The sequence below is a fragment of the Mesorhizobium sp. WSM4819 genome, assembly GCF_055811215.1.
On record NZ_JBVVQO010000010.1, the window covers coordinates 99407 to 113652 of the forward strand.

General features: G+C 63.1%; 18 protein-coding genes. 12 read left to right on the forward strand and 6 right to left on the reverse strand.

All coding sequences use genetic code 11. From position 1 onward, the window contains the following. Window positions 1-6: 6 nt before the first annotated feature. The 5 genes from AC0L18_RS11925 to AC0L18_RS11945 all read left to right on the forward strand — a co-directional run bounded on the left by AC0L18_RS11925 (window position 7) and on the right by AC0L18_RS11945 (window position 4193). Window positions 7-840 (forward strand): carbohydrate ABC transporter permease, encoded by an 834-nt coding sequence (locus AC0L18_RS11925; protein ID WP_473492351.1) that lies wholly within the window; start codon window positions 7-9, stop codon window positions 838-840. A gap of 10 nt (window positions 841-850) precedes the next feature. Next, window positions 851-1951 (forward strand): ABC transporter ATP-binding protein, encoded by a 1101-nt coding sequence (locus AC0L18_RS11930; RefSeq protein ID WP_473492353.1) that lies wholly within the window; start codon window positions 851-853, stop codon window positions 1949-1951. A 194-nt stretch (window positions 1952-2145) separates the two neighbouring features. After that, window positions 2146-2760: a hypothetical protein gene (locus AC0L18_RS11935; protein WP_473492458.1), complete on the forward strand. Its 615-nt coding sequence runs from the start codon at window positions 2146-2148 to the stop codon at window positions 2758-2760. A 3-nt stretch (window positions 2761-2763) separates the two neighbouring features. Beyond that, window positions 2764-3609, forward strand: a complete 846-nt coding sequence (locus AC0L18_RS11940; protein ID WP_473492355.1) for a 23S rRNA (adenine(2030)-N(6))-methyltransferase RlmJ — start codon at window positions 2764-2766, stop codon at window positions 3607-3609. Window positions 3610-3740: 131 nt separating this feature from the next. Continuing rightward, on the forward strand, window positions 3741-4193 hold the full coding sequence (locus tag AC0L18_RS11945; RefSeq protein ID WP_473492357.1) for a hypothetical protein: 453 nt from the start codon (window positions 3741-3743) through the stop codon (window positions 4191-4193). On the opposite strand, the gene AC0L18_RS11950 is transcribed toward AC0L18_RS11945, so the two are convergent. Then, the gene (locus AC0L18_RS11950; RefSeq protein ID WP_473492359.1) at window positions 4163-4501 is read right to left on the reverse strand and encodes a transcriptional regulator; all 339 of its coding nucleotides are present in this window, start codon (window positions 4499-4501) and stop codon (window positions 4163-4165) included. The genes AC0L18_RS11945 and AC0L18_RS11950 overlap by 31 nt on opposite strands. A 141-nt stretch (window positions 4502-4642) precedes the next feature. Between AC0L18_RS11950 and AC0L18_RS11955 the strand changes: the two genes are divergently transcribed. Beyond that, entirely contained in the window at window positions 4643-4888 is a 246-nt protein-coding gene (locus tag AC0L18_RS11955; RefSeq protein ID WP_473492360.1) for a hypothetical protein, read from the forward strand. Window positions 4889-4921: 33 nt separating this feature from the next. Here the strand turns inward: AC0L18_RS11955 and AC0L18_RS11960 are convergent, their stop codons facing one another. Further along, window positions 4922-5461: a hypothetical protein gene (locus AC0L18_RS11960; protein WP_473492361.1), complete on the reverse strand. Its 540-nt coding sequence runs from the start codon at window positions 5459-5461 to the stop codon at window positions 4922-4924. A gap of 460 nt (window positions 5462-5921) precedes the next feature. Between AC0L18_RS11960 and AC0L18_RS11965 the strand changes: the two genes are divergently transcribed. Beyond that, entirely contained in the window at window positions 5922-6518 is a 597-nt protein-coding gene (locus tag AC0L18_RS11965) for a glutathione S-transferase family protein (RefSeq protein WP_473492362.1), read from the forward strand. Window positions 6519-6592: 74 nt separating this feature from the next. Here the strand turns inward: AC0L18_RS11965 and AC0L18_RS11970 are convergent, their stop codons facing one another. Continuing rightward, window positions 6593-7243, reverse strand: coding sequence for an outer membrane protein (locus tag AC0L18_RS11970; protein WP_091590581.1), 651 nt, complete (start codon window positions 7241-7243; stop codon window positions 6593-6595). Window positions 7244-7651: 408 nt separating this feature from the next. Between AC0L18_RS11970 and AC0L18_RS11975 the strand changes: the two genes are divergently transcribed. From AC0L18_RS11975 to AC0L18_RS11995, 5 genes are all read left to right on the forward strand, one after another. Next, window positions 7652-8431, forward strand: a complete 780-nt coding sequence (locus AC0L18_RS11975) for an SDR family oxidoreductase (RefSeq protein ID WP_473492364.1) — start codon at window positions 7652-7654, stop codon at window positions 8429-8431. Continuing rightward, window positions 8428-10515: an excinuclease ABC subunit UvrC gene (uvrC, locus tag AC0L18_RS11980; protein WP_473492366.1), complete on the forward strand. Its 2088-nt coding sequence runs from the start codon at window positions 8428-8430 to the stop codon at window positions 10513-10515. Before AC0L18_RS11975 ends, uvrC begins: the two co-directional genes overlap by 4 nt. 97 nt (window positions 10516-10612) lie before the next feature. Next, window positions 10613-11209, forward strand: a complete 597-nt coding sequence (pgsA, locus tag AC0L18_RS11985; protein WP_027152639.1) for a CDP-diacylglycerol--glycerol-3-phosphate 3-phosphatidyltransferase — start codon at window positions 10613-10615, stop codon at window positions 11207-11209. 1 nt (window position 11210) lies between these two features. Continuing rightward, entirely contained in the window at window positions 11211-11468 is a 258-nt protein-coding gene (gene moaD, locus AC0L18_RS11990; protein WP_023800670.1) for a molybdopterin converting factor subunit 1, read from the forward strand. Between the two features lies 1 nt (window position 11469). Further along, window positions 11470-11958 carry a molybdenum cofactor biosynthesis protein MoaE gene (locus AC0L18_RS11995; RefSeq protein ID WP_473492367.1) on the forward strand — a complete coding sequence of 163 codons (489 nt, stop codon included), beginning with the start codon at window positions 11470-11472 and terminating at the stop codon, window positions 11956-11958. Between the two features lie 34 nt (window positions 11959-11992). Here AC0L18_RS11995 and AC0L18_RS12000 read toward each other — a convergent pair whose 3' ends face one another. Genes AC0L18_RS12000 through bufB form a run of 3 tightly spaced genes read right to left on the reverse strand, consistent with a single transcriptional unit; the run spans window position 11993 to window position 14236 of the window. Further along, window positions 11993-12517, reverse strand: a complete 525-nt coding sequence (locus AC0L18_RS12000) for a DoxX family protein (protein ID WP_473492369.1) — start codon at window positions 12515-12517, stop codon at window positions 11993-11995. A 2-nt stretch (window positions 12518-12519) separates the two neighbouring features. Further along, the gene (locus AC0L18_RS12005; protein ID WP_473492371.1) at window positions 12520-13320 is read right to left on the reverse strand and encodes an HvfC/BufC N-terminal domain-containing protein; all 801 of its coding nucleotides are present in this window, start codon (window positions 13318-13320) and stop codon (window positions 12520-12522) included. Further along, on the reverse strand, window positions 13307-14236 hold the full coding sequence (bufB, locus tag AC0L18_RS12010; protein ID WP_473492372.1) for an MNIO family bufferin maturase: 930 nt from the start codon (window positions 14234-14236) through the stop codon (window positions 13307-13309). The genes AC0L18_RS12005 and bufB overlap by 14 nt, the downstream gene beginning before the upstream one ends. Window positions 14237-14246 lie beyond the last annotated feature (10 nt).

Below are 14246 nucleotides of genomic sequence, written 5' to 3' on the forward strand. Positions count from 1 at the left end.
GACCAGATGAACAGCTATTCGACCTTCGGCACCGCGCTGCACCGCCTGGCGATCCTCTGCTACGTCCTCTTTGCACTGTTCCCGCTGTTCTGGCTGTTGAAAGTATCGGTCACGCCGAACGACCTGCTCTATTCCGAGGGCGTGCGCATGTGGCCGTCCCGGATGAGCTTTGAACATTTCCGCTTCGTGCTGGCCCACAGCGCATTCCCGGTCTTCTTCAGGAACAGCATGATCGTTGCCGGCGCGACGGCCGTGATCGTGACGCTGCTTGCGTCTCTCTCCGGCTATGCGCTGTCGCGCTTCACCTTCCGCGGCAAATACTGGCTGGTCGCGCTGATGCTGCTCACCCAGATGTTTCCATTGGTGATGCTGGTCGCGCCGATCTTCAAGATGCTCTCGCCACTCGGGCTGACCAACAGCCTGACCGGGCTGGTGGTCGTCTACACCGCCTTCAACATCCCCTTCGCGACGTTCCTGATGCAGTCGTTTTTCAACGGCATTCCCAAGGAGTTGGAGGAGGCGGCCAAGATCGATGGCGCCACGCAGTTCATGGCGTTTCGCCAGATCGTCCTGCCGCTGACGCTGCCCGGCATTGCGGCGACGCTGGGTTTTGTATTCACCGCCGCATGGAGCGAACTGCTGTTCGCGCTGATGCTGATTTCGGGCAACAGCGCCGCCACGTTTCCGGTCGGTCTGCTCACCTTCGTGTCGAAGTTTTCGGTCGATTTCGGGCAGATGATGGCGGCCGGCGTGCTGGCGCTGGTCCCGGCCTGCCTCTTCTTCCTGTTCATCCAGCGCTATCTGGTCCAGGGCCTGACGGCCGGCGCGGTCAAGGGCTGAGTGAGGTTCAATGGCATCGATCGACATCCGCAACGTCCGCAAGAATTTCGGCGTCATCTCCGTGCTGCATGGCGTCGACCTGTCGATAGAGAACGGCGAGTTCGTGGTGCTGGTGGGACCGTCGGGCTGCGGCAAGAGCACGCTGCTGCGCATGATCGCCGGGCTCGAGGAGGTGACCGAAGGTGAGATCCGGATCGACGGCATGCGCGTCAATGAGCGGGCGCCCAAGGACCGCGACATCGCCATGGTGTTCCAGTCCTACGCGCTCTATCCGCACATGAATGTTGCCGAGAACATGAGCTACGGCCTGCGCATCCGCAAGGCTGCCCGCGAGAAGATCACGGCCGCCGTCAGCAATGCAGCCAGGAAGCTTGAGCTGCAGCCGCTGCTTGCGCGGCGGCCGAAGGCACTGTCGGGCGGTCAGCGTCAGCGCGTGGCGATGGGCCGCGCGATCGTGCGACAGCCCAAGGCATTCCTGTTCGACGAGCCGCTGTCCAATCTCGATGCGCGCTTGCGTGAGCAGATGCGGGCAGAGATCAAGAAGCTGCACCGCGATCTCGGCGCGACCTCGATTTATGTCACCCACGACCAGATCGAGGCGATGACACTGGCCGACCGGATCGTCGCCATGCATGAGGGCGTGGTGCAGCAGGTCGGTAGTCCGCTGGAGCTTTACGACCGCCCTGCCAACCTGTTCGTCGCCGGCTTCATCGGATCGCCGGCGATGAATTTTCTGTCGGCGCGCTATGAGGTCGGCGCAGGCACGGCCGGCGCACGATTGCCTGACGGAACGCTGATTGGGCTTTCGTCTGGTTATCAACTGGAGGAAGGCGCGGCGGTGACGCTCGGCATCCGGCCGGAGCATGTCGAGATGTCGCCGGCATCGGAGAGCCGCCTGAGGGCGACGGTCGACCTGATCGAGCCGACCGGCTTCGGCATCATCCTGCATCTCGGCCTGCATGGCCTGCCATTCAACGTCTTCACGCTGGACAGGGCGGCGCTGACGGCTGGCCCGACGGTGACGGTGGCTTTCCCGCCGCAACATCTGCATTTGTTCGACGAGACTGGAATACGCGCATTGGAAACGAGCCTCCAGCAGGGGAAAGGCTGATCGTCCTTATCGGGCGTTCAGATCATTCGGATTCTCCCAAAACCGGTTCCCACCTTTGGGTCCGATGCTATTGTCTATCTTGGCACCGCCGAATTCGATACGACATTTGATCTCGGCCTCGACATAGCTCTGGGACGAGATGGAACGCGCCCGCGGCGGCGCTAATGCTAATATCCGGCAAGGTAGTCGAGCGCATGCGCTTTCTGTTTCTTCTGATCCTGCTCGCCGGCATCAGCATCGGCGTCGTCTATCCCTGGGCGATGACCAATTTCTCCGGCCATGAGATCGGCACCTGGCGGGTCTACGAACAGGGCCGGTTCATGCCGGTGACGGTGCCGCTGGCCGCTCGCGACGCGCCGGTGCGGGTGCTGGTCGACCTCACCGCGAGAACCGAACGCCTCGTCGTCTCGCAACAACGCACCGTGCTGACGCTGACCGCCGCCACCGGCGGCAGGACCGTGCTCGCCTCAACGCTGCGATTCAACCATTCGGAAAATCCGCGCCAGGTCAGCCCGCAACTGCCGGACAAGATCTTTCGCGACGAAGCCGGCCTGATCGCGAAGGTCAGCCCCGGCCCGTACCTCTTCACCATCGGCCCGGGCGACGCCGAAGGCATCGAGATGCGGGCGGTGGACCTCGTGCTGCGTTCCGGCGCCGGTGAGATCGATCGCCGGGCGCGGCCGGTCGGTTTCTCGCTGATAGCGGCCGGCCTGATTGGGCTGCTGTTGGCGTTGCGTTTCGGCGGCCGCCGGCCGCAAAATCCGAACTCGCAGCCGCCACCGCCACGCTGGGGCAGGGGCTCGAACTAGATCGTGAATTACCGCCACGCCTATCACGCTGGAAACTTCGCCGATGTCATCAAGCATGTCGTGCTGAGCCGGCTCGTCGAATATCTGAAGCAGAAGGACAAGGCCTTTCGCGTCATCGACACCCATGCCGGCATCGGCCGCTACGACCTATCGTCGACTGAAGCGCAAAAGACCGGCGAATGGCAAGGCGGTATCGGCCGACTGGTCGATGCCGCGCTTGACGCACCGGCGGCAGCGCTACTGGCGCCTTATCTGGAAGCCGTCCGTTCGCTCAATCCTGAAGGCGGCGTGAAAAAATATCCGGGCTCACCGCTGATCGCGCGTCATCTCATGCGCAAGCAGGACCGGCTGTCGGCGATCGAGTTGCATCGCCAGGACGCCGCGAAGCTGAGGGCGCTGTTCCAAGGCGATTTCCAGACCCGGGTGATCGAGCTCGACGGCTGGCTGGCACTCGGCGCGCATCTGCCGCCGAAGGAAAAGCGCGGCCTCGTGCTGGTCGATCCGCCCTTCGAGGAGGAGGGCGAATTCGACCGCCTCGTCTATGGGCTGCGCAATGCCCACAAGCGCTGGCCCGGCGGCGTCTATGCGTTATGGTATCCGGTCAAGGACCGCAAGGCGGTCGCCGCATTCCGCAATGCGCTGGCGCAGTCAGGTGTCCCGAAGCTGCTCGACATCGGCTTCGAGATCAGGCCGCCGTCGGCCGAGCCCAGCCTTGACGGCAGCGGCATGGTGGTGGTCAACCCGCCGTTCACGCTGGAGGGCGAATTGCGCACACTGCTGCCGGCTTTGCACAATTTGCTTGTCATTGAAAAACCGGCGCATTGGACGCTGGAATGGCTGGCGGCGTAGGGCGGCAGAGCTATCCGCGCGCCTGTCCTCGTTGAAGGCGATTTCAAACTAGGAAACCATTGTCGCTACAACCGCTTGACCGCGCGCAAGCGAATCCGCACAGTGCGCGCAGTCGACCATAAGAGGCTGCCATGACTCGCTTCGCCCAATCCGCCCTTGCCGCACTGATAGCGCTTTGCACGCCGCTCGGCACGTTCCTCTCTGTCACCCAGCCAGCAAAGGCGGCCGACCTTGCCGTCTATACCGAAGAAGACAGCGGCGTTTGCGGTGAGGCCTGGGTGCTGAACAAGATCACCAGCCGCTTCTCCTACCAGGTGCACCACGTGCCGAATCTGCCCGACGTCGCGATTGTCGATTTCCACGGCATCCACCAGAATCGCTATCTGCCAGCCAACGAAACCTGGCCGATCGGCCGCCGCTATTGCGGCGCCACCGTCAGCCTGTCCGACGGCCACGCCCGCACCATCTGGTATCTGATCGAGGAAGGGCAGGGCTTTGCCTCGATCGGCGATAATGTCGAATTCTGTGTCGCGGGCTTCGACCGCTGGATGGTCTACAACGGCCGCTGCCGCGTCCTGCGCTGAACGCGTTTGCCGGGCTGCTCCGCCTCATCGAGGATGGCGCGAAGGAAAGCGGCGTGACCGCGAAAGGCGCGCCGTCCGATTGACGTCGCCCTGACCCGCGTCTGCGGTCGACGTCCGACAAACAGCTTTTCGACATCGACATAGCCCGCCGTGGCAAGCGTATCGATATGCGAGCCGAGATTGCCGTCGGTCGCATTGACGATGAGCCTCAATCGGGTGAATTCCAGCGCTTCGCGCCGTTCCAGAGAATTCAGCGCCGCCATGATCCTGAGCCGCACGCTCTGGTGGATGATTTCGTCGGCAGCCATTATCGGGCCTGCTGTGGTGTCCGGCGTTCAGTCTCACTGATCTGGGACAGCGCCGCCCGATATTGCGCGAATGACATGCGCTCTTCCAGATGATTCAGAATACTCTGCTAAATAGAGTAATCTGTCAACCGCGGACAAATCATGGCAGCGGAATTGCCGCGCTTTGCTTTTGCAGCTTGTGTAGATCGCCTGCTAGAACAAGAAGATGAGATCGATGAAGCAGCCGTCATGGTGGTGTCGGCCGACGATCAACGAACAAAAAACTTGCTAAGCTTCAGCGCCTTGAAGTGGGATTGGTTCCGGCAATGCGCGCAGAATGTCTGTCGCAAACGGTCGGCAAAGCTCGAAGAGCAGCGCCGGCATTTTGCGAAATCAGCACGAGCGTAGTGTCGCCTGTAACCGAAACTTAAACTTCGGAAATCATGCTGATGCTTCGCTGGCTAGACAAGCGCGAGTCAGATATGCATTACGCGCCGGGTCATTAACGGCCGTCGGCACAACTAAGGGGCATGATATGGCTAAACAGTCATCCAAAGCGCCGGCATCCAAGTCACCGGCAAAGCAGGCACCGGCAAAGAAAGCACCAGTAAAGGCAGTGGCGGCAAAGGCCGCAGCCGCTGTGAAGAAAGCAGCACCTGCTGCCAAACCGAAGGCCGCCGCGGCCAAGGCAAAAGCAGCGCCCGCCAAGAAGCCGGCTGCTAAGGCTGCGGCAAAACCGGCAGTGAAGAAAGCAGCACCGGCCAAGGCTGCGCCCGCCAAGGCAAAAGCAGCACCGGCCAAGAAGCCGGCTGCAAAGGCCGCGGCCAAGCCGGCAGCGAAGAAAGCTGCGCCTGCCAAGACTGCACCGGCCAAGAAGGCTGCGCCGGCAAAGAAAGCGGCGGCAGCGAAGTCTTCGGTAGCGGTGAAGAAAGCAGCGCCTGCGGCCAAACCAAAGGCGAAGGCCGCGACCGCGAAGGCCAAGAAGTAATCGCGCTTCTTCGCTCGCGGAGGACAGTGCTGAGGACGGTTGAGGGCGGGTGCCGGATAGGCGCCTCGCTCGCAGGGTCAGTGCTCGGGCAGCAACAGAGGCGGAGGGAAGACAGCTTTTCGCAGCTCCCAGGACTTCGCCTTATGGCGAAGTCCGGTGGGGCATTTCTCTGTGCCCGGAGAAAAATTCTTGGTGCAAGACCGAGTTGGCTCGGTTTCGAACCCGTCTGACCTGTTCAGATGCTCTCAGGCTGGCACTGTACCGCTCATCTGCCTGCGGATCGTGGAAGAGGACGGTCGTTCGCTGTGGCGCCCGGTTTTTCCGCCTGTGGGCTGTTGATCATGTCGGGATGTCCGGCCAACAGTGTCGCGGAAATGGATCATACGCAAATTCAAAGTGCTACAGCGGCCTTTGCGCGTCCATGCTCTGTACTCGGCAAACAGGAACCCGATCATGCCCAGACTGCTCTACGCGTCCACGTCACCCTATAGTTCCAAAGTGCGCATGGCCGCGCTTTATGCCGGCATCGCCGTCGAGCTCGTGCCGATAAAAACCGAAGACAAACCGGCTGATCTGATCGACGCCAATCCACTCGGCAAGATCCCGGTGCTGGTGCTCGACGACGGCCGCTCGATCCACGATAGCCGCGCCATTACCCAGCACCTCAACCGCATGTCGAAGAACGCGCTGTTTCCGCGCAATCCCGACAAGCGCCTCGATGCGGAAGTGCTTGAAGCGCTGGCCGACGGCATCTGCGACTGCGCGCTGTCGATGGTCTATGAGCGGCGCACGCGCCCCGAGGATATGGTCTATCAGCCGTGGCTCGACCGCCAGTGGGCGAAGATCACCAGCGCGCTCGATCTGCTCAACGCCAATCCGCCAAAACTGCCAAAGAAGATCACCGCCGGCCAGCTGGCGCTGCGCGCCTGCCTTGGCTATCTCTCACTGCGCTTTGCCGGAAAATGGGAAAAGGGCCGCAATCGGCTGATCCGCTGGGCGGCGCGATTTGACGAGAAGTTTCCCGAGCTGAAACCCTGCGTCCCGGCGTGAGCGGCAGCCAGAGAAGGGGTCATAAAAAAGCCGGGCACGAGGCCCGGCTTTTTCGTGTCGTGGCTTGGACGATTTTAGAACTTCATACCGACGCCGAAGGTGACGCGGTTGTCGGTCGACTTGACCTTGCCGATACCGTCAAAGTCCTTGTCGCCGAAGTCGGTGTAGCGATACTCGACACGGCCGAACACATTGTCGGTGATCTTGATATCGGTACCGACGCCGGCCGTCCAGCCGAGCATGGTGTTTTCGTCGCTGGCGCCGAGCGCTTCGATCTCCTGGTTCTTGAGCGCGCCACCGGCGGTGCCGTAGAGCAGGATTTCCGGGGTGACGGCGTAGCCGAGGCGGGCACGCAGCGAGCCTTCGAAGCCGCCCTTGGCCTCGACACCGCCATCGTCGCCCTCGATGCCGCTATAGCCGATATCGGCTTCAGCACCGTAGACGAAGTTCTCCGCCTGCCACTGATAGCCGCCGAAGACGCCGCCGACAAAACCATCGGTGTCGACGTCAGTGCCGATATCCTCGGCATCGGCGTGACCGCTGAAGCCGTAGCCGACGCTCACACCGGCATAGGGACCGGCCCAGGAAGCGACCGGAAGTTCGGCGATCGGGGCGGGGGCCGGCGGCTCTTCCGCGATGACGTCAGCAGCATAGGCGGTTCCGCCGAGGGCGAAGAGCCCGAACGCCACCGCCAGCGGTCGCGCAAATTTAAGATTGGCTTGCATTGTTCTTTACTCCTTAAGCCACAGGCACAGGCTTGCTTTTCACAAGCGCCCTCAACCCGCCGGGGGGAAAAACGGGTCTGGCGCTCAACGGTTCCGAATGTCGTGTCAAAATACGGCTGAAGCGAACCTGAACTTGGGTCATTACCTGGCACGAATAAGGCTGAACTTTGACGTTGCATCTGCGCAACAGATGGTGTCAGGAGGCTTAGCCGTGCCGCGCTGAACGACGCTTGGAGCAAGGGGTCCGTAGCCCTATATTGCGGCTGGCAGGCCGAGTCCCGGCCACAGTCGAAAGACCGATCCGGCCGCTTTGCCACAATGCTGCCCAAGGTCCGAACGGCATTTAACGCTTCGCCGGCCATATTTTGCCGGCTGGCTCAAAATCGAGCCCCATTGAGGATTGACAGGATGAGCAAGGCCGCTGGAACGGCGCTGGTGACGGGCGGGGGCCAGCGGATCGGCAAGGCGATCGTCGAGGATCTCGCCGCGAACGGTTTTGCCGTCGCCATCCATTGCAACCGCTCGCGGGCCGAGGCGGAAGCATTGGCCGCGCGGATCAACAGCGGTCACTTTGGCCAGGGGGGTGGCCGCGCTGCTGTGGTCGCCGCCGACCTGACCGACATGGCCGCGGTCGAGGACCTCGTTGGCCGCGCCGAAGCCGCGCTCGGGCCTGTTACACTGCTGGTCAACAATGCGTCGCTGTTCGTGGATGATACGGTTCAGGACGTCGATTGGCTTGCCTGGGACCGTCACTTCGCCATCCACGTGAAGGCGCCGGCATTTTTGGCGCAACAATTCGCCCGCGCGCTGCCGGAAGGCGAGGAAGGGCTGATCGTCAATATGATCGACCAGCGCGTCTGGCGCCCGAGGCCCCGCTATTTCTCATACGCGCTGTCGAAATCGACATTGTGGACGCAGACGCAGATGATGGCGCAGGCGCTGGCACCCCGCATTCGCGTCAATGCCATCGGTCCCGGCCCGACGCTGAAGAGCGCGCGTCAGCAAGACAGCGACTTTGCCGCACAGGTCGACGGCCTGATCCTGAAGCGCGGCCCGGAATTGCCTGAATTCGGCGCCACCATCCGCTATCTCTGGGGCGCAAGCTCGGTCACCGGCCAGATGATCGCGCTCGACGGCGGCCAGCACCTTGCATGGCAGACGCCGGATGTGACAGGCATTGTCGAATGAGTCCCATGGACCAGAAACACAAACGCGTCGGCGCCGCCGACGACCTGCCGCCCGATGTCGACCTCGAGGACGAGGTGGCGGAGGAGATCGTCGAACCGTCAACGCCCGGCCCCGGTGGCCCTGACGTCGCCTTCACCGCCATCGATTGGACGCCGCATGCTGGCGATGCCGACGGCATGGTCGGCGCCGAAGTCATCCAGACGCTGGTCAAACGGCTGCCCAACGCGCCCGGCGTCTACCGCATGATGGATGCCGCAGGCGACGTGCTCTATGTCGGCAAGGCGCGCAGCCTGAAGAAGCGGGTGACCAATTACGCACAAGGCCGCTTCCACACCAGCCGCATCGGCCGCATGGTGCGCGAGACGGCGACGATGGAGTTCGTCGTCACCCGCACCGAGATCGAAGCGCTGCTGCTGGAAGCCAACCTTATCAAGCGCTTGCGGCCGCGTTTCAATGTGCTGATGCGGGACGACAAGTCGTTTCCCTACATCCTTTTGACCGGCGATCATGTCTCGCCCGGCATCTACAAGCATCGCGGCGCGCGCTCGCGCAAGGGCGACTATTTCGGCCCCTTCGCCTCGGCCGGCGCCGTCGGCCGCACCATCAACTCGCTGCAGCGCGCCTTCCTGCTCAGGAGTTGCACCAACTCCTTCTACGAGAACCGCACCCGGCCGTGCCTGCTGTTCCAGATCAAGCGATGCGCCGGCCCGTGCACCGGCGAAATCTCGCATAGTGACTATGCCAGGCTGGTCGCCGAGGCGAAGGACTTCCTGTCCGGCCGCAGCCAGAAGGTGAAGACCGACATCTCCGCCGCCATGCAGCAGGCCGCGGAGAATCTCGATTTCGAGCGCGCCGCAATCTATCGCGACCGGCTGGCGGCGTTGTCGCATGTGCAGAGCCATCAGGGCATCAACCCGCAGACCGTCGACGAGGCCGATGTCTTCGCCATCCATCAGGAAGGCGGCCAGGTCTGCATCCAGGTCTTCTTCTTCCGCACCGGCCAGAACTGGGGCAACCGCGCCTATTTCCCCAAGGCCGATCCGGCGATGGAGGCGGCCGAGGTGCTGGGCTCGTTCCTGGCGCAATTCTATGACGACAAGCCGACGCCGCGCGCCATCCTGTTGTCGCATGGCGTCGAGGACCAGGAATTGCTGGCTGAGGCGCTCTCCACCCGCGCGGGTCGCAAGGTGGCGATCTCGGTGCCGCAGCGCGGCGAGAAGAAGGATTTGACCGACAACGCCCTGCAGAATGCCCGTGAGGCGCTCGGCCGCCGGCTGGCCGAGACCTCGACGCAAGGGCGGTTGCTCACCGGTTTCGCCGAGACTTTCGGCCTGAAGAAACCGCCGGTGCGCATCGAGGTCTACGACAACTCCCACATCATGGGCACCAACGCCGTCGGCGCCATGGTGGTCGCCGGGCCGGAAGGCTTCGTGAAGAACCAGTACCGGAAATTCAACATCCGCTCGACCGAGATCACGCCGGGAGACGATTTCGGCATGATGCGCGAGGTGATGGAGCGGCGTTTCTCCCGCCTCCTGAAGGAACATGGCGATGTGCCGCGGAGCGAACAGGCGGCGGACGACATCCTGGCCGAACAGGGCGACGATATCGAGGATGCAGGCGGCTTCCCGGCCTGGCCAGACGTCATCCTCATCGATGGCGGCCAGGGCCAGATGACGGCGGTACGACAAATCCTCGCCGACCTCGGCATCGAGGACCGCGTCCAGGCCATCGGCATCGCCAAGGGCCAGGACCGTGACGCCGGCCGCGAACGCTTCTTCGTCAGGGGCAAGCCACCGTTTTCGCTCCCCGTACGCGACCCCGTGCTCTATTTCGTTCAGCGGCTGCGCGACGAGGTCCACCGTTTCGCCATCGGCTCCCACCGCGCCCGCCGCAAGAAGGAGATGGTCAAGAGCCCGCTTGACGAGATCAGCGGCATCGGTCCCGGTCGCAAGCGCGCGCTGCTCATGCATTTCGGCACCGCCAAGGCGGTCAGCCGCGCCGCGATCGAGGATCTGGTCAAGGTCGATGGCATTTCCGAGCAGGTCGCCAAGCTGGTCTACAACCATTTTCACGAGAGCTGATGATTCGGCTATTTTCGGCTGGTCCATCGACTATCATCTGTTGACCCCCCACATTCGCTTCTGATTTGAGTAGGCAGGTAGAAAGAGTTCCAAAGAAATGGCCCAGCGCGCATTCAACCTGCCCAACATGCTCACTTACGTCCGCATCCTAGCGGTGCCGCTGGTTGTGCTGTGTTTTTTTCTCGAAGGCCATCTGAAGTCGAGCGACTTCGCCCGCTGGTCGGCGTTGGTCATTTTCCTGCTCGCCTCGATCACCGATTATTTCGACGGCTATCTGGCGCGCGCCTGGCAGCAGACCTCGAATATCGGCAAGATGCTCGATCCGATCGCCGACAAGTTGCTGGTCGCCACATGCCTGCTGCTGCTGGCGGCCGATACCGATAGGCATGCCGGCATCGCCGGCTGGTCGCTGTGGGCGGCAATCATCATCCTGTGCCGCGAGATCCTGGTCTCGGGCCTGCGCGAATATCTGGCGGCGCTGAAGGTCTCGGTACCGGTGACGCAGCTGGCGAAGTGGAAGACCACCATCCAGATGATCGCCATCGCCTTCCTGCTCGCCGGACCTGCCGGCGACAAGATCTTCCCGCTGACCACCCAGGTCGGGCTGGTGCTGTTGTGGATCGCCGCGCTGGTGACGCTTTACACCGGCTACGACTATTTCCGCGCCGGCCTCAAGCACATCATGGATGAGTAGCATGTCGACGAGGCTCATCTATTTCGCCTGGGTGCGCGAGCGGATCGGCAAGCCGCAAGAGGACGTCGAATTGCCCGCCGGCATCGAGACGGTGGCCGACCTGCTGCGCTGGCTGAAATCGCGCGGCGAGGAGTACGAGCACGCGCTGCAATATCCTGACGTGATCCGCGTCGCCATCAACCAGGAACATGTCGAGCACCGCGAGAAGATATCAGGCGCGCGCGAGATCGCGCTGTTCCCGCCGATGACGGGTGGCTGAAATGCCCGGCGCGGTGGTGCCGACGGTGCGCATCCAGGCGGAGGATTTCGATGTCGCCGCCGAGATCGCCAAGATGACGCAAGGCCGCGCCGACATCGGCGCCGTGGTTACTTTCTCGGGTCTCTGCCGCGACGAGGCAGGTAGGCTCGCGGCACTCGAGCTCGAACATTATCCCGGCATGGCCGAGGCCGAGATCGGCCGCATCGCCACCGAGGCGGTTCACCGCTGGCCGCTGCAGGGGCTCACCGCCATCCATCGCCACGGCAGGATCGCGCCCGGTGAGAACATCGTGCTGGTGGTCGCTGCCTCCGCGCATCGGCAGGCGGCGTTCGAGGCGGCGAACTTCCTGATGGATTATCTCAAATCGCGCGCGCCGTTCTGGAAGAAGGAACATCACACCGACGGCTCGGCAGGCGGCTGGGTCGATGCCAAGGAGGCCGACGACGAGGCCGCCAGCCGCTGGAAGCAGGCCGTGCCGAAACGAAATTGATGCTTCGCGTCACCGCTGGAGGGCGAGGTTCACATCAACCCCGATCACCCCTCGGCCTCCCATCAGCCTTGTCAGTGCCGATCCAGTGATCGAGCGCAACCCGGCCGGGTCCCCACGCCATGATGCCGAGCGCCATCGCCGCCCAGGTGATGTGCAGCGGCCAGCCGTCCGGCACGGTGAGTTGTATGACCAGCGTCATCACGAGCAGGCCGAATGCCGCCAGTCGTGTCGCTAGGCCGAGAACGAGAAGAATTGGCAGCAGGATTTCCGCCGATCCTGAGGCGAACGCCACCAGCCCAGGCGCAGGAAAAACGTAGGGGCCGCCGGGCAGATGCAGCTTGAGCTCCGAGCTGAAAAGCAGCACGGCGACCTCGTTCAACTGCAAAAACCCGTCCCATTTGTTGACACCGGACCGCCAGAACGGGACAGCGAGGGCGCAGCGCAGGACGAGTTGCGTCAGCGAAGGTGTGGCACTCGTGCGCAGCGCGGCATTCACCCTCTCGACGAGGGTGGCAGTCCCTCGCGGCTCGGTGCTGGCGTTCCATCCATGGTTCGTCATGCTCACCCTCCCTGGTCTGCCGCTGTGAAGGCGCCTGCTTGCAGCAGGCCGGCAATGTTGGCGGCAAGGTCGAATTCGGCAGTTTCCGCAAATGCTGCCGCGGCCGCCGCGCCGAGCGGCTCGCCCGCCATCAGACGATCCAGAAAAGCTGCGCCGCCGGGCGGCAGGTGGCGAACAAAGACTTCGAGCCCGGGCCGCGTGACCAGCGCATCTTCAGGGCCGTCCGCCTCGATCCGCCCGACGGGGCCGTCGCGCAGGTTCGCCGCAAAGATCGTCACGACCGGATAGCGCGAGCGAATGGCATGCGTTGCCGGGTGCCGTACGAACACGGTATCGGCCAGCCGTTCGGGCGGGATCGAGGCCAGTGCTACGCAAGCCAGCGGTTCCGCGTCGGCGGCATGATAGGCGTCGAGCCAGGCCCGCTCCAAGCGCGCCACGTCAGCCAGCCATGGCATCGGCCGCGCATAGTCGTAGCGCTCGATGAAGTCGGGAAAGTCGTGGCCGTATTCGAACAGAAGCGGCGAAGTGGGTGGCGTTTCGCGGACATGGAAGCGCGCCATCGCCCGAAAAAAGTCCGGGCCGGTGATGCGCAGCGTCGCTGGAAAGCTGGCGGCCAGCGCATCGATCAGGCTGACCGTGACGTTGTTGCGGTAGACGGCGTATCGTTTGACCGCTGCCTTGCCGTTCGGCCCCGAGACAGCGTCAGGCGGGACACGGTCAGGATCGAGCAAACCGGCGGTGAATGCCGCGGCATAGTCGAACCGGTGGCCAAGATCGCCCGACTGGAGTTTATCCTGCGGCATGGGCTTTTCCGAACACTTGGTGGCTGTCGGCGTGATGGTCGAGAATCGCTTGGGCGGCGGCGGCCTCCGCCTTGAGCACCGGCCAGTCGGGAATGGCGCTGTCCCACTCGATCAGCGTCGGCAGCGGTCCGCATCGGCCGATGACGATATCGAAGAGCTTCCAGACCGCGTCGGCGACCGGACCGTCATGGCTGTCGATGAGCAGCAGGTCGCCCTCGTCATCCTCCTGCTCGGCGTGCCCGGCCAGATGGATTTCGCCGACATGCGCGAGCGGGAAATCCGCGAGGTAGGAAAGTGCTGAATAGCCGTGATTGGTGGCCAAAACGAAGACATTGTTGACGTCGAGCAGCAGGCCGCAACCGGTGCGCTGCACCAGCGCGCCGATGAAATCCGTCTCGCTCATCGTCGATTCCGCGAAAAGGACGTAGGTCGAGGGGTTCTCGAGCAGGATCGGGCGGCCGATCGTCTCCTGCATCTCATCGATGTGATCCGCGACGCGCGAAACCGTTGCCGGCGTATAGGGCAGGGGAAGCAGGTCGTTGTAATAGGTGGTGTCGTGGGTCGACCAGGCGAGATGCTCGGAAACGAGCGCCGGCTCATAGCGGTCGACGAGCGCCTTGAAACGGCCGAGATGCACTTTGTTGAGCGGCCGCGGTCCGCCGATCGACATGCACACCCCGTGCAGCGAAACGGGATAGTCGCGGCGAATCCTGGCCAGCGCATCGTGCGGCGGACCGCCGGCCCCCATGTAGTTTTCGGCGTGGACCTCGAAGAAGCAGTCCTTTGGGCCGTCGCCAAGGATCGCGTGCAGATGCTCGTGCTTGAAACTGGTGCCGGCAAGGCCGGCGATCGGGTGCGCCGGAAAGCGCGAGGTTTTCGATATGCGGGATGCCGGGGCCAGTCCGTTCATCTTCATCTCCGCTTTC